At 32.4% G+C, this 15113-nt stretch carries 15 protein-coding genes; 2 read left to right on the forward strand and 13 right to left on the reverse strand.

The features are described from left to right. Positions 1 to 36 precede the first annotated feature (36 nt). A complete protein-coding gene (locus BN30_RS02065; protein ID WP_019213876.1) occupies positions 37 to 1422 on the reverse strand; it encodes a DUF438 domain-containing protein in 1386 nt (461 codons plus the stop codon). Positions 1423 to 1540: 118 nt separating this feature from the next. Between BN30_RS02065 and BN30_RS02070 the strand changes: the two genes are divergently transcribed. After that, on the forward strand, positions 1541 to 2905 hold the full coding sequence (locus tag BN30_RS02070; RefSeq protein ID WP_019213877.1) for a DUF2254 domain-containing protein: 1365 nt from the start codon (positions 1541 to 1543) through the stop codon (positions 2903 to 2905). A 57-nt stretch (positions 2906 to 2962) separates the two neighbouring features. Here the strand turns inward: BN30_RS02070 and BN30_RS02075 are convergent, their stop codons facing one another. The 10 genes from BN30_RS02075 to BN30_RS02120 all read right to left on the reverse strand — a co-directional run bounded on the left by BN30_RS02075 (position 2963) and on the right by BN30_RS02120 (position 11887). Further along, complete coding sequence (locus tag BN30_RS02075) at positions 2963 to 5269, reverse strand: stalk domain-containing protein (RefSeq protein WP_019213878.1); 2307 nt, start codon at positions 5267 to 5269, stop codon at positions 2963 to 2965. 262 nt (positions 5270 to 5531) lie between these two features. After that, positions 5532 to 6419, reverse strand: a complete 888-nt coding sequence (locus BN30_RS08745) for a HipA domain-containing protein (protein ID WP_019213879.1) — start codon at positions 6417 to 6419, stop codon at positions 5532 to 5534. After that, complete coding sequence (locus BN30_RS02085; protein ID WP_019213880.1) at positions 6416 to 6628, reverse strand: hypothetical protein; 213 nt, start codon at positions 6626 to 6628, stop codon at positions 6416 to 6418. The genes BN30_RS08745 and BN30_RS02085 overlap by 4 nt, the downstream gene beginning before the upstream one ends. A gap of 180 nt (positions 6629 to 6808) precedes the next feature. Further along, the gene (locus tag BN30_RS02090; protein ID WP_019213881.1) at positions 6809 to 7105 is read right to left on the reverse strand and encodes a DUF3784 domain-containing protein; all 297 of its coding nucleotides are present in this window, start codon (positions 7103 to 7105) and stop codon (positions 6809 to 6811) included. 402 nt (positions 7106 to 7507) lie between these two features. Then, positions 7508 to 8197: a hypothetical protein gene (locus BN30_RS02095; RefSeq protein ID WP_019213882.1), complete on the reverse strand. Its 690-nt coding sequence runs from the start codon at positions 8195 to 8197 to the stop codon at positions 7508 to 7510. A 5-nt stretch (positions 8198 to 8202) separates the two neighbouring features. After that, the gene (locus BN30_RS08750; protein ID WP_019213883.1) at positions 8203 to 8946 is read right to left on the reverse strand and encodes a restriction endonuclease subunit S; all 744 of its coding nucleotides are present in this window, start codon (positions 8944 to 8946) and stop codon (positions 8203 to 8205) included. A 328-nt stretch (positions 8947 to 9274) separates the two neighbouring features. Then, complete coding sequence (locus tag BN30_RS02105) at positions 9275 to 10492, reverse strand: tyrosine-type recombinase/integrase (RefSeq protein ID WP_001291561.1); 1218 nt, start codon at positions 10490 to 10492, stop codon at positions 9275 to 9277. Between the two features lie 81 nt (positions 10493 to 10573). Then, positions 10574 to 10777, reverse strand: coding sequence for an excisionase (locus BN30_RS02110; RefSeq protein ID WP_000814511.1), 204 nt, complete (start codon positions 10775 to 10777; stop codon positions 10574 to 10576). 460 nt (positions 10778 to 11237) lie between these two features. Then, on the reverse strand, positions 11238 to 11468 hold the full coding sequence (locus tag BN30_RS02115) for a helix-turn-helix domain-containing protein (RefSeq protein WP_000857133.1): 231 nt from the start codon (positions 11466 to 11468) through the stop codon (positions 11238 to 11240). Further along, positions 11465 to 11887: a sigma-70 family RNA polymerase sigma factor gene (locus BN30_RS02120; protein WP_000804885.1), complete on the reverse strand. Its 423-nt coding sequence runs from the start codon at positions 11885 to 11887 to the stop codon at positions 11465 to 11467. Before BN30_RS02120 ends, BN30_RS02115 begins: the two co-directional genes overlap by 4 nt. Positions 11888 to 12391: 504 nt before the next feature. Between BN30_RS02120 and BN30_RS02125 the strand changes: the two genes are divergently transcribed. Further along, a complete protein-coding gene (locus BN30_RS02125) occupies positions 12392 to 12745 on the forward strand; it encodes a helix-turn-helix transcriptional regulator (RefSeq protein WP_001227347.1) in 354 nt (117 codons plus the stop codon). A 59-nt stretch (positions 12746 to 12804) separates the two neighbouring features. On the opposite strand, the gene BN30_RS02130 is transcribed toward BN30_RS02125, so the two are convergent. Both BN30_RS02130 and tet(M) read right to left on the reverse strand, forming a co-directional pair. Next, on the reverse strand, positions 12805 to 12993 hold the full coding sequence (locus BN30_RS02130) for a cysteine-rich KTR domain-containing protein (RefSeq protein WP_012962334.1): 189 nt from the start codon (positions 12991 to 12993) through the stop codon (positions 12805 to 12807). Positions 12994 to 13090: 97 nt separating this feature from the next. Further along, positions 13091 to 15010 (reverse strand): tetracycline resistance ribosomal protection protein Tet(M), encoded by a 1920-nt coding sequence (tet(M), locus tag BN30_RS02135; protein ID WP_019213884.1) that lies wholly within the window; start codon positions 15008 to 15010, stop codon positions 13091 to 13093. Positions 15011 to 15113: the final 103 nt, after the last annotated feature.

Here is a 15113-nt window from a genome sequence, read left to right on the forward strand (position 1 = left end):
ATGCAATTGCCTCAAGTCCTTTAATCAAAATAATTTTTATTTATTATCTTTAAAATGTTCTTTAGCAAAATCCATTTCTTGAACTAATTCCATAGTGCCAAGATATTTACCAGCCTCATCTCTTACTGCCATGTATAAAACATAACAGTCATGGCCTTCCTTATTCATCCATATACCAAGCTGATCTTTTGCTCCGCTCTTAAACATGCCTATTATTTCTCTAACCATGGCTTCAATCTTTGGCGGATGACAGCTGTATACATCACGGCCGATAGCTGTCATAGGTCTTTTGAATAATTTTTCTCTGCCATTGTCATTAAAGAAAGCGTTTATATCGTTCGCATCAACAAAGGTAATCTCGTAAGGCATCGTATTTAAAAGCGCTTCAAGCTCATCAAGTCTAAAGTGTCCACCTTTTAGTTCAATCATAGAACTTTGATAAGATGACTTCACTTCGTCAGTATCTAAAGTCTCTCTCTTCCACTCATCATCAGTTCTAAGGCCTCCGCTGTATGCTTTGAAATCTTCATATATATTGTGCCACTCTTCATCAGTAAATTTATCTTCAATAGTCGGGAACAAAATGTTTTCTTCCTTATAAATCATTTCTTTCGCTCTTTGAAGATTTTTCTTAAGAGCTTCAGCCCAAGCCTCATCCCTATTATTTGTATCAAGTTTTTTAAATGCATCTCTTATTTCGTCATCAACAGACCACATAACATCTGATGGTCCAGGAATATTGTATTTAACCTTAAGTAGTGGATAAATTAAATCGCCCTTCTTTGTGTAATGCACACGAATTTTTCTAAGATTTTCAATATCAACACTTTTATAATCTTTTTTTTCTAATAGTGAAAGCGTTTTATCAATTAAATCCGCGATTACATCATTCTCTTTATGCAAATTATATATAGGATGTCCCACTTCGTCAATAGCTTTAAGTTTTTTTCCTTGTTCCGTCTCAGTCGCTCCATGAAATAGAGCGCTATGCACGTCACAAAGCTTTTGCACTTCTTTTATTGGTACACCAGAGGCAATAATTTCTTCTTCCGCCTTCATTATCTCTTTACTGTCAACGTCAGAAAATTCTTTAGCAAAATCTGCCCTAACGCTGTCAATATCTTCTCCTTGACTAAGTCTTTCGATAAACGTTTTAAGCTTATCAAGTCTAGCTTTGTCATCGTTACTTATTTCGCTCTCTTTAATAGTATATCCATGTTCAATAAGTTTTTCTTTTATATGATCCATGCTAATGTTTTTAACAACAGAACCTCTCTTTAAAGTCATAAACTTACCTACGCTGTTTAGCATAAGTTTATTTTGTAACTCTTTAAAGCCAATTTCTATTAATACATCTTTAATTTCTGGATACTTACTTACTAAATCAGCAACAGTCATATCCAAATCAATTATTTTTTCCATAATACACCTCTTTCACTAATAATAAATTTTCACTTAGCGTTTGCTAACTATTTATACCCCATTATATATTTTTTATTAACATAATATGTGATATAATAAATATAAGGATGGTGATGAGATGAAAAACAAAATTAAATTATTTTTCTATAATAACAGAAGGTGGATTTATTGCCTTGAATATATTTTTTATTCAATAATTCTGCTTGCAATTGTAACCTACATTGACAGCAGCTACTCGGGACTTACTAAGTATGTGCCTCGCATAATGCTATCGAGCGTTGAGCTTGCAATGACAGTTCTTTCGTCACTTGTATCAGCTCTACTAACTATAACTACTTTTACATTTTCAACAATATTAACAGTTTTTACGCTTTATCATAACTCCTTCACGCCAAGAAGCGTTGAGAATTTTTTAGATAAAAAAATAACTATGAAAGTCTTAGGCATATTTATAGGCGGCTTCGTTTATTGTCTAGTGAGCTTAAACTTTATGAAGTCTGGAGAGGATCAAAGACTTGTCATCGCCGGAACCATAGGTGTCATCTACGCTATATGGGGCGCGATATACTTTGTAATCTTCGTGCAAAATGTTTTATCAGGAGTTAATTATAGCAAGCTTTTGGAAAATATTGCAGATAAAACTGATAAGATGATAGATAAAGAGCTTGAAGACCGTGATTTTGAACTGCTAGAAAAGGCTGAGTGGACTAAAAAAGAAAAAAGAATTTCTGCGCCCGAATCAGGCTACCTTGAAATTATTGATATAGAAAAAATTAAAAAAATAATTCAAGATGAAGACATAGTATTTACCATAGAAGTCTCTAAAGGCGAATTCATTACTCAAAAACAAACGCTTGGCTACTTGAGCAAAGACTCACTTGACGATGAGACAATTGAAAAAATTCAAAAACAATTTCTTTTCACCGAAACAAGAATTTCTGATGAAGATTATAAAGTTGGTTTAAGAAAGATAGCCGAGATCGCTGCTCGTGCTTTATCACCTGGCATTAACGACCCAAACACAGCTATACACTGCACAAGAAAGCTTTCTATACTTCTTTCGCATCTAGCCAAGGTCGACTCGAATCATCACTATATCAAAACTGATGGCAAGGCAAGAATTTATTATACAAGCAAATCTTTTAAAGATGTCTTGATTGAGTTTATGCACCCACTATTCACTTATGGCAGTAGCGACGCAAGCGTTGTAAGAGCAATCTTCCAAGGACTTTTAATAATTAAACTTACTGCGAGTGATAAAAATAAAGAAGTCGTTATGAATTTAGCAGAAGATTTTTATCAATCAGTTGCAGATAATTTCAAGAGAGAGGCAGACCTAAGTCTCTTCATGGAGATATATCAAGAGATAATGACTGGATCAAAAGAAGAAAAAGAGATAGCAAAAGAGGAAAAAGAGGAAGAGAAAGAGGAAGAAAAAGAGGAAGAAAAAGAAATTTCTGAAGAAAAAGAAATTACAGACTAAAAATAAATCTATAGGCAAAATATAAGGCTGCTCAAATTAATGAGTAGCCTTAGTTTTTTATTTGTTTGATTTTTTATTTATAGTCACTTGCCTATTGACCTCATCCCAAAGAATGTCTTCGCCGTCCTTAAGTCCAAGCGCTCTTGCAATGTTCGCTATAGGAAGCATGGTTCTATGGTGAACGATTTCTGGCTTAACATCACTTGTGTATTTTATGCCATTAACAATAATTAGATTAGTATCTATAGGTATTTCAACTCTTAAACCAATGTCAGTGATAAGAACAGTTCTTGTCTCATTTAACCAAAATACTTTGTATCCAAGAGCTTCAGCTAAGTATCTTAGAGGGAGCATAGTTCTGCCGCGCTTGATATATGGAGCTGATTCCATGTTTTTAACTGTGCGTACGCCATTCATAACTTTTTCAAGCGTTTGTGAACCAATCGTTATAATGGCTTTTGTTTCATCAGCTTTTATTTCTTTTTCTTCTATAAATTTTTCTTCTTCATTTGGATTTTTTTCTTCGTTATGGTTTTTATAATACCAATCAATTCTATTTCTTTTATTTTCTAAAGGTTTTTCTTCTTCTGTTTTAGGGTAAATGGCAGGAGCTAGCTCTCTAAATTTGACATAAATGCTTACTGCGCCCTTTGGCATTTTGAATTGATTTGCAATCATTGGCACTAATTTTTGATTTTCATCAAGAATAAGTATGCTTTCAAGCTCATAGCCATAGTCTGGCACAGCTTGCACTGTGACAAGCTCGCCCTCCTTTGCCTCAGCCGAAATAATATTAATTTTTCCGTTTGATGCTTGAGTCAATTTTATTTCATATTTTTTGTTTTCATCTTCTGGGTTTGGAGCTATTGGCTTGTCCTTCCAAATCGCTTTTACTGTTGTTTCTTTATCTATTACTAGTTTATCTCCAATAGATTTTTCTTGACCATAAACTTCCCATGCTTTAAACTCTTTTCCTTCTGGTGCTGTAAATTTACAATCAGGTAATTCGAATTCTTTGCCTTTTTCAATTACTTCTGTTTTTGATTCGTTTTTACCATTATTATTCGGATTAATTGTTACTGTGAATTTTTCTATCGGCTTAGCTCTCCAAATTGCTGTTACCGTTGTTTCTTTATCTATTACTATTTTATCTCCAATAGATTTTTCTTGACCATCTACTTCCCAAGCTTTAAACTCTTGTCCTTCTGGTGCTGTAAATGTACATTTAGGTAATTCGATTTCTTCTCCTTTTTTAATTTTTTCTACGATAGGTGCATCTATACTATTATTATTTGGATCTATTGTAACTGTATATTTTACTTCGCCATTATTGATTTTTAAAGTATAATTACTTTTACTTCTTTCATTTTTAGATTTAATACTAATGGTTAAAATATTTTCTCCATCTTTTAAAGTAGATTCTTCAGTTTTAAATCCATATTGACAGTTAACAATTTTTAATGCTATTCCATTCACTTGTGTATTTATATGCTCATTTGATTCCACAAGGCTATTTTTATCTAAACCAAGTATATAATCTTCTGTCTGTAATGTTAAATAAAAATCGGTATATCCTTCGCTAAGATTAAGTTCGTATTCTTTAGTATCATCTTTAATTTTTACTGCATCGTAAAAAGTTTCCCAGGCATTATCCTTCATAGCATGAACTATAATATATCTTAATTTGCTGCCATCATCTGAACCATCTTTGAATTGAGCGCTAAATTTAACTTTGCTGTCTGGCATAATAAATTCATTTAATATTCTATCTGGACTTTCTAAATCAACATTTTGTGTATCAGCTATCCATCTATCAAAAACTTTACCTCCATAGAATGTCTGTCCTTTTAGCTTTACAATATCACCTTTAAAGGCCATAGGCAGGTCTCTGTAGTTTCCATTAGTAGCCTCTACCTTATAGGAATTTATCTCTTTTCCCTTTTCAAAAGCAAATATATATTGACGATCTTTTGTTGAACTTGAAGATGTAACAAAAAATTTAAATATATTAAGCCCTGGTCTCAAACTGTATTCTTCAGTATAATTACTATCTCTTAAAGGACACTTATTCTGGTCTGTTGCTTCGATTACTTGATCATCACTTGCTTTTTCAAAATAAAATTGTATTTTCTTGTATTTTAATTCTGAGTTTATTTCATAATTTATTGTATCAGATTTAAATTCTGGAGTATAATCTATATATTCCCATTTTTTGCCATCATATACCCTTACTTTGATATTTTTCAGTTTAGTGCTGTCATCAAGTTGCACTTCCGCTTTAAGTAAATTTTGATTTATTGGTAATAAACTCACACACAAAATTAAAACCATTGCAAGCGAAATTATTCTTTTAAATTCCTTCATTTCATGTCCCCTCCACAATATAAGTCATAAAAAAAGCGCTAAGCAAATAATTGCACTAGCACTAAAATAAATCCACTTTTGAGTGGATACATATATTATTGATTTTAAAACTATATATTGACATAATAAAGCCTCTCATCAATTAATATTTATACACTAATAATATAATAAACTACTGATTCTGTCAATATATTTTATTTAATTTGTGAATATTTTCCATAAAATATTTAAAATACATTATTCAAGTAAAAGTGTTTCAATGTTAAAAACTTTTATTTATATTAATATTGTTCTCTAAAGAAAATATAATTATTTTCTTATATCTACTATCTAACATCTTATATACAAACTCTTTATGAATATCAGATATTTGAGGTGTATCACTAATCACTTTTAATATTTTATCTTTGTCATATTTTTCTACGAACTTTTTTAAAGCATTATGACAATCTACATTGTCTGTATTTTTTAAGTAATTGTAATAATTTAATTTCTCTCCGCCTATTTTTAATGCAGAGTTAGGAAAAACATATATTTTTTCATTTATCTGATTTTCATCATTTAATACAATCTTCATTTGATTTTCTGCTAATTGTGGATATAGGCAAGAACCACAATCAAATATAGGTGCTGGCTTACATAGTCCTGTCTCATTATTATAAAGATAACCCCAATTGCCATTATGTCTATCAAAGTTGCCTAGAAAAGCATCTATAATAAACTGATCCCAGAAAAATGTTTTAAGTTTATCTACTTGAATTAAGTTTTGCTCTTCAATAGTTGTTAGAACTTCTGATAGCTCTGCATCTGTTCCGTTTGTTGAGCTAAAAACAATATTATTTTTTAATGAAGCAAAATCATAGAATGTATACTTACCGTTTTCTCTAAAGTCTTTACAAGCTACCACCATTTTGCCGTTAAATTCACCTAAGATAGTTTTTTGAACTTCATATCCAAACTCATCAATTATATTGCAGCTAACGTATTCACTTATACAGCTATTTGAATATTTTATATTAGGATTATCTTTTGCTAAGCCTGCTGTTTTTATCATATATCTTTCATTATTATAAATAATACAAGCTTTATTACCATTGGCTCCGTTATAGTTTACTGATAAATCTATATCACAATTGCTAAAGTCAATCATTGTTCTTTCACCATTCCTAAATATTCTTCTCTCAAGATCCAAGCAAGTTCACTGGATATTTCTCTATCAATCTCCGCAGAATTTATCGAGCCATAAATTTCTCCCCAATACATTGCTTCTAATATATCATCTTTATCTTCTTTAGCTTTTAAAAAGCCATTAATCGATACTTGCAAATGCATAGGTAAAGTTTTTATTTCTATATCCATACTTACCACCTCTTTGTTATATTATATCATATTTTAATTTTTTATTCACACAAAATATATAATTTGATAATCGCCTTCGTTAATCAAATATCCTTCGCTCTTTTAAATAAATTAAAAGGCCCACAAGTTAAAAAACTGTGAGCCTAATAAAGTAATTTATCAAAAATTATAAATAATATTTTATTTTGAATAATGAGAACAAATTAAAGCATTTACCACAGTTCCTAGAATAATTGTTCCCAAAACAATGATTATAGCTGCATCTTGTTTTATTATGTCTTTAAATATCAATACCGATTCAGCCAATAGTAAAAAGCCTAGTAATAGTATCGATAATCCAGTTACTTTAGCTAAAAGATCTTTATCCACATTTGAATTTTCTTTATATCCAGCTAATAGCTCAACTAATTTAAACTTCCATAGCATTGCGCCAATAATTACTAGTGTAAGCCCAGCTAATAACGATGCATAAGCCATAATATCCCTCCAAATTAATTATAAAATTTATTTAAATATCGAGATAATATTTTTATCCGTTTCAAATTTTTTTATCCAAATTTATGAGATAAAATTAGTGGATTTTTGTAACTTAAATTTTGCAGGCGCCCAGATTTCGCTGGAAAATTTGATGAGAAAGGCGCTGTGCAGAATTTTTGCGAGTGAGTCGTATATAAAATACGTCGCAACGAGCAAAAATTCGAAACAAGCCTTTATCGCAAATTTAACGCGAAATTTTATTCCCACTCTTCATTATCAATCATACGCTGTATCTAAAAGCATTTAAATCAAGCCATTTTATTTTTATAAATATTAATAAATCCGCTTAATTATACCACATTTTATTATTTTTATACCCATTCCAGTACCAGTACCAGACATTTATTCACACTTAATCAATTCTAATACAAGTGATACTAACGATAGCATTCTAAAATATAAATATTCGATAAAAGAACTATTTGGTAATTTCTTTTGTGTTGTTTCTGAATGTCTTATATTGTATGAATTACCAATTTCTGTTAATTCAATAAATTCTTTATTTATTAGTTCTTCAATTTCTTCTTGATTACTTGAAATCTTTTTTATAATTTTATCTACGGAAGATTTTTTATTTGCACACTCTAAAGTCTTAAGTCGTTCAAACGCATCCCATATTTTTTCAAGTCCTATTTTCTTTTCTCTAGATCCTTTTTTACTAATATATATTTTAGACTCAAGAATCAAATTTTTTAATTCTTCTTCTGCTGAAGATGTTGTACATAAATTTAGCAATTCTTTTGAATCATTACTAATGTTATTTCCTTCAATTTCTAATTCATCCTCATTCATTAATACCCATGTTAATAATGCGGCTTTTAATTTTTTTAATTCTGGCCTGTAATCATATTCTTCTCCAAGTAATGCTGCTTTTCCTTCAACTTTAATAACTGAAATTATCTTTGGTAAAATTAGTACATATTTCGTACTCAAACTATTCCACAAATCTTGAGAACCGTTTCTATGCTCTAATTGTTGTTCAATTACTTCTATATCAGCTTGTATAATACTAAACACTTTATTTTTTTTCATATTTATCACCTAGCTATATCTAATTTCATATCGTTAATTTTTTGATCTAAATATATTATAATATCTTTCATAGATAGTTTTTTTAGAGCTTGCATTAAATTTTCCATAAATGTAAAGTCAATTTCTCCATTTTTATCTACTGGAAATTTGATATATTTATTTTTAACTACATCCCAACCACCTAATTTGTTTTTATATGAATATATAGGCAAATCAGTAACTTTATTTATACAAGATACAAAAAACAAATAAACATTAGGGCTTAAATTTTTATTTTTATCTTTCCATTCAATAGCATAGGCATCTGACAATACTGAAAATTCTCTAGACTGATAGTACGATCTATATACATCGCTATTAGATGGGATAGAAATAACATTTTTTATTATAGTGGCACCTGTCTTAGGTGCAAAATAATTTAAGCCTTGATTCATAAAGCTTGAAGTTAAAACGGGAAGAATATACTCTCCTGTAGGTTCTTTAGGCAATTTCTTTGCTTTATATGGTAATTTCTTTGTTTTTACTCTTTCAAAATAATCTCCTATTTTAAGTTCTTGCCACTTAACTTTCTTTAAATTATCTATTGCACTTATTTCTACATCCTTTAGTTTATAATCTTTTAATCCTGTAACATTTAGATAAGCTTCTAGCTCGGAGAAACGCTGAGCTTCCAGTTCGGCGACAAAGGATTCTATAAACTCAAAATCTATTTCATTGTTTTTTTGAGGAAGTAAAATTTGTGAATTCAAAAAAGTGTCATTTACATCTCTAACTAAAACATTTAATAAAATTGGTTTTAATGAATTTAAAGCTGTTGTAAAAAATGGTACAGTACTACTTTTTACATTAAATAGCGGGATTATTTTTCTTACAAATTGACCAGCATACCATTGTTTTTTCTATAAACAAAGTATAAATTTCTAATTATCTTTTTATATTTTCTTAAATGCTCGTAAAGCCTTATTCTATGTGCTTTCGAGTATTTTTACTGTAGGAAGATACTTCACGTTTCTTTGCATATTTCCTCATGTCTTAGCTGTCAGAAGTGGTAAATAAGTAGTAAATTCATTTGTACTACTAAGCAACAAGACGCTCCTGTTGCTTCTCTTTATTCAAGCGTTTCATTTCTGCCATTGCAGAATCGAATGTTGCATGTGCGTAATAGTTCAGCGTCATGGCTATATTAGCATGTCCCATAATGTACTGTAATGCCTTTGGATTCATTCCTGCATTTGCATAGTTGGTACAGAATGTATGTCGCAAACTATGTGGAGTGATGTGTGGCAATTTATCCTCGTTATACTTATTGTATTTCTTAACAAGACCTTTCATCATGCCGTTGTAATCACTTGCCACTTTTGGATAGTTCTTTCTATTAAGAAAGAGGAAATCACTATATCCATCAATCTCAACACGCTTATCATTCTTTCGATTCGCTAACACTCGCTTAAATGCTTGATAGGCTTCTTCAACCATAGGAACTTGACGTTCGCCACTTTTGGTCTTTGGTGTTTCAATGTAGTACCCAATTTCAGTATCTCTCAATAGCTGATGGTCTATATTGACAAGACGATTCTCAAAATCTAAATCTGGAAGTGTCAAACCACCAAACTCTGAAATACGAAGACCTGTTTTTAAGAGTATCAGAATTTCATCATAATTTTTGCTGTAGGTTTTATCAGCTTTTGCAAAGGCTAACAGTTTTTCTTCCTGTTCTTCTGTTAGTACGGTCTTAGGGACAGTATCATCATCAAGAACTGCTTTCAGTTGAAAGTCAAATGGATTCTTCCGAACACAATCATCTTGTATAGCAATATAGAATGAAGCCTTTAAAGAACGTTTGTAGTTATTGATGGTTTGATAAGCATAACCATTTTCACTCATTCTAATAGCCCATTCTTTAGCGTCTGATGGCTTAATACTGTCAATACTTCTTACACCTAACTTGTCTTTCTTCAAAATATCCATAAGATATTTGCGTCCAGTTTCAGTGTTTTTTCTAACCTTTGGTCTTTGAGCGTTCTGTTTTGCGTAAAGCTGGCAGAGTGTCATTTTCTTTCCTACAACATCAATACCATCATGAATGTCTTTCTGTAACTCTGCGATTTTCTCTCTAAGTGAGATACAATCACGCTTTCCTGCTGGTACTCGGTCTGTAGCCACAAGTTTCCACGAGTAAACAAATTGCGGTTCTCCAAATGAATCTATATATTTGTATAAGTATCTTCCGTCTTTTCGTTGGCTCTCTCCAGTCTTTAAGATTCGACCTTTATTGTCACGTCTTTTTTCTGACATGGCATTTGCTCCTTTCCTTTATGGAAAGAGCCTTGATACGACTTAATACTATTTTATCATATACAAGACCCTTTGGCGACGCTAGATTGCGTCCAATGTATCTATAATTTTTTCAAATTGTTTTCGTTTAATCTGAATACGATTGCCATTCATAATCAGCCAATTTGCATTTTTATTTTCCTCTGCCAAGCGTCGTAGCTTGTTTTCGCCAATACGAAAATATTTTGACGCTTCTTCAATGGTTAGGGTATAACGTTCCCAAATAGGAATGTCAGTCTGCTTCATAAAATCCTCCTTTCCAAATCACTTATTTGGATTTCATAAAAGTTGTTTTACCAGCAATCGAACAGCTTTAGCAAAGCTCACGGGAGTTCCACCCCTGCATGGTTCTCATGTAGCCATACTCATTGCCTGCGACGGTTTTATCACGCTCGGACTATTGACTGTATGGGAGTATCATTATCACGATAAGAATGTCGTTGCAGGCAATCCTGCTAAAGATTGCTTCTCGGATCACTAACATGAATCGCTCGCTATCTTTATAAGATAGGTCATGGCGGTTAGTTCCGTTGGCTCTTTTCTTATCGAAACGTATTCGATTACTTTTATTCAGTTTTCAAAGAACAATGGCTCGTTAGCCTATCAAAACACATTGAAAGCTCAATATGCTTTGGTGGAATAACAAACCTCCCTGTTCGGGAAGCGTGGAATGGTTTAGCACGCTTCCACGAAAGGAGAGAGGATATTACTTAATTTCAAATGACAAAATCTTTGTAATCAGTCTGGTTTCCATTCTTCCACGTAAGACTTCATCAACGACCATACTTTGATTGCCATATTCATCTTTCATAAGTCGTAGGGAACGCTTCGTTATGTACCCTCTGTAATGATGTAGAATCTGGTTAATCGCTTCGGTATCGCCATCTGTTGCCTTTACAATGAGAGGAAAGGGAATCATAGGATATTGTGTTTTCATTCTTCAAATTCCTCCATAAACTTTTTAATTAAGGCTAGTCCACTGGTTCTATGCCGATAGACAGTAGAACGGTTCAATTTCAACAGGTCTGCAATTTCTGAATCGCTCATGTCCATAAAGTAAAACAGCAGTAGAATTTCACGTTTCTTGTCTGGCAACTCACGTAATGCTTCACTCAACAAATCATTTTCAACGCCTACTGATAACCCATTGAGTGTAAAAATCTGAAAGTCAGTTGAATAGTTATCTGTTGTCGCAAACTGGCTAACAAGATAATCGCCAACATCCGAAAAGGACACCTCACGCTTTGCAATCCTTGAAAGATAAAGCATATAATTCTTTCGCTCGTCTTCCATAGCACGTTTACAGATATAGTCAAACTGATTTTCTATTGTGGTCTGAAAAGAAGATGGTTTCATGTTTCTCACCCCCTTTCTGTCTAGGAAAGGAAGTGAGCCTTGCTCGTTTATCTCCTTTCACTCTTAGTCCCAATGTGAAAGGGGGATTTGTTGCATTACTGATAAATAAACTTTGTAAAAAAGTTCTGAATAGCCAAAAAAGCATATAAACAGATTTATTTCTCTGTTTACATGCTTCTGTTATTCTATCTATATGATTTATAAAACCACATTGGTGGACGTACTTATCTATTGCAGATAGACGACTTTTTTTGACAAGAACCCAATGTAAGGAAATTTATTGTATATGATGTACTTCATGGCGACGTTGACCTCCAACAAACCGCCATTTGGAAGTAATATACAATATTTTAACAGCGTAAATAGCACTACCATATAACGGTTTTTTTTATTGGCGTTTAGTAGTGCTTTTTATTAAATATAAACCTATAAACCATATAACACGTTTTTCTATACCTGTTTTTAATTCAGTAGGAACAATAAAATGTATAGAGGTGGTCTACTATGCGTAAAAAAGAAGATAAATATGATTTTAGAGCCTTTGGTTTAGCCATTAAAGAAGCTCGATTGAAACGAGGTTTAACTCGTGAACAAGTGGGAGCATTGATTGAAATTGACCCACGGTACTTAACTAATATTGAAAATAAAGGGCAACACCCCAGCATACAAGTTCTTTATGACCTTGTATCGTTACTTCATGTTTCCGTTGATGAATTTTTCTTACCTGCTAATAACTTGGTAAAAAGCACCCGACGATTACAGATAGAGAAATACATGGATAGCTTTACAGACAAAGAACTATCCTTAATGGAATCTTTAGCCAGCGGTATCAACGAAGCAAGAAACATCGAAGACTAATTAAAAGAATCCATACATAACGGAAAGAGCCGATAAAATGAGATTGTATTAATCTCATTTTATCGGCTCTGCGTCTTTGCGTCTGGCTCTGTAATCACAGTTACTTTGAACTGCTTTATTTCAATTAAATTTTCTTGTCTGCATTTCGGACAATAGAGGGGGAATTTTTTTAATTCAGTATCTTCCCTTATCTTTAATCGTGTTTTATTTCCACATACAGGACACAATATCCACTTGTAGTTTATAATAACTATCTCCTCCTTTACACTTTAATTCAAATCTTTATTAAAAAATATTTCATCTTATTTAACAAGAAACCATATTTATATAACAACATAAAATACACTAAGTTATTTTATTGAACATATATCGTACTTTATCTATCCGACTATTTGGACGACGGGGCTGGCAAACAGGTTCACCGGTAGTAACATGGTACCCTTTTAACTCTGTTAAACAAACACTACGTCCATTTGTAAAGAAAGTTAAATCACTACGATATTCTTGAATACACCGAGCAGGGATTTCTCCACTAAGAATGACCTCATTATTTTTCAATTGAGTGTCTACGATGTTCGCACAATATTTAGGAGCATCGTTGTATGCTCGTGAAAGATATTCCTGTGGCGCATAAATTTTAAAACTAAGATATGGCTCTAACAATTCTGTTCCAGCTTTTTTTAAGACTTGTTCCAATACAATAGGAGCAAGCATCCGAAAATCTGCTGGGGTACTAACAGGGCTATAGTATAAGCCATACTTAAAACAGATTTTACAATCCGTCACATTCCAACCATATAATCCTTGTTCGCAACCATAGCGTATCCCTTCCATAACTGCATTTTGAAATGATTGATTTAAGTATCCAAGAGAAACCGAGCTCTCATACTGCATTCCACTTCCCAACGGAAGCGGTGATACAGATAAACCAATGGAAGCCCAGAAAGGATTTGGCGGCACTTCGATGTGAATGGTATATTCTGCATTTTTTAACGGTCTCTCCATATAAATGACTGTAGGCTCTTTTAGTTCTATCTCCACATGATACTTTTCTTGCAACAGTGCACTAATCACTTCCATTTGTACTTTCCCTAAGAAAGAAAGTATAATTTCATGTGTCGTAGAATCCACGTAATATCGTAGAAGCGGATCACTATCTGAGATTTCCAAAAGGGCATCAAGCAACATTTCTCTCTGTTCAGGTTTACTCGGTTCAACAGTTGTTTGTAGTAGAGGGTGCGGATTTTCAATCTTTTTTCTCTGTGGCAATAGTTTTGTATCTCCAAGAACACTATTTAACTTCAAAAACTCATTTTGCAAAATAACAATTTCTCCAGAATAAGCTCTATCAATCTTACATAATTCACCATTTATTGAAGTATACATTTCTGTAACTTTTATTTTTTCTTTTTCTGATACTCTAACCGAATCTCGTAAATGTAGTACTCCACTATAAAGGCGTATATATGCAAGACGTTGTCTTTTTTTTGTATATTCAATTTTGAAAACATTTCCGCAAAGTTCAGACGGACCTCGATGTGTTGATGAATAAAATTTATTCGTAATCACTTCTATAAGGTTATCAATCCCTATATTGTTTTTTGCACTTCCGTGATAAACAGGGAACAGGGAACAATTATGAAATCTTATGCTTTCCTCTTGTTCGAGTTCCAATGCTTCTAATGATTTACCGGACATATATTTCTCTAAAAGGTCATCGTTTCCCTCTATTACCGTATCCCATTGTTCAGATTCGGTAAAGTTCGTCAACCACATATTAGGATACAGTTCTACCTTCTGTTTGATTACAATTTCGGCAGAAAGTTTCTCTTTAATATCCTGATAAACCGTTGATAAATCAATTCCATTTTGGTCAATCTTATTGATAAAAAAGATTGTGGGAATCCCCATTTTCCTAAGTGCATGAAATAATATACGAGTTTGTGCTTGTACGCCATCTTTTGCAGAAATCAGTAGAATTGCCCCATCTAAAACTGATAATGAACGATATACTTCTGCTAAGAAATCCATATGTCCTGGCGTGTCTATGATGTTCACCTTCGTATTTTCCCACTGAAAAGAGGTTATTCCTGTCTGAATTGTAATTCCTCTCTGACGTTCTAAAAGCGTATTATCCGTCCTCGTTGTACCTTTGTCCACGCTTCCTAATTCTGTAATCGCTCCACTGTTATATAATAAGCTTTCTGTTAAGGTAGTTTTTCCTGCATCAACATGAGCTAAAACTCCAATATTAATAATTTTCATGTGATTTTCCTCCATTCAAAAACCCAAAAGGGCATAAAAAATCACACATATACTATATACGTACGTTAGTTACGTTAGTATACGTACTAACGTAACGTACGTA

The organism is Fenollaria massiliensis (assembly GCF_000312505.2).
Taxonomy (GTDB): Bacteria; Bacillota; Clostridia; order Tissierellales; family Peptoniphilaceae; genus Fenollaria; species Fenollaria massiliensis.

Coding starts and splice junctions, on each gene's coding strand:
- BN30_RS02065 (WP_019213876.1), bottom strand. CDS start 1,422: ATGGAAAAAATAATTGATTTGGATATGACTGTTGCTGATTTAGTAAGT.
- BN30_RS02105 (WP_001291561.1), bottom strand. CDS start 10,492: ATGTCAGAAAAAAGACGTGACAATAAAGGTCGAATCTTAAAGACTGGA.
- BN30_RS02095 (WP_019213882.1), bottom strand. CDS start 8,197: ATGAAAAAAAATAAAGTGTTTAGTATTATACAAGCTGATATAGAAGTA.
- BN30_RS02075 (WP_019213878.1), bottom strand. CDS start 5,269: ATGAAGGAATTTAAAAGAATAATTTCGCTTGCAATGGTTTTAATTTTG.
- BN30_RS02115 (WP_000857133.1), bottom strand. CDS start 11,468: ATGAAAACACAATATCCTATGATTCCCTTTCCTCTCATTGTAAAGGCA.
- BN30_RS02085 (WP_019213880.1), bottom strand. CDS start 6,628: ATGGATATAGAAATAAAAACTTTACCTATGCATTTGCAAGTATCGATT.
- BN30_RS02110 (WP_000814511.1), bottom strand. CDS start 10,777: ATGAAGCAGACTGACATTCCTATTTGGGAACGTTATACCCTAACCATT.
- BN30_RS02070 (WP_019213877.1), top strand. CDS start 1,541: ATGAAAAACAAAATTAAATTATTTTTCTATAATAACAGAAGGTGGATT.
- BN30_RS08745 (WP_019213879.1), bottom strand. CDS start 6,419: ATGATTGACTTTAGCAATTGTGATATAGATTTATCAGTAAACTATAAC.
- BN30_RS02120 (WP_000804885.1), bottom strand. CDS start 11,887: ATGAAACCATCTTCTTTTCAGACCACAATAGAAAATCAGTTTGACTAT.
- BN30_RS02090 (WP_019213881.1), bottom strand. CDS start 7,105: ATGGCTTATGCATCGTTATTAGCTGGGCTTACACTAGTAATTATTGGC.
- BN30_RS02125 (WP_001227347.1), top strand. CDS start 12,392: ATGCGTAAAAAAGAAGATAAATATGATTTTAGAGCCTTTGGTTTAGCC.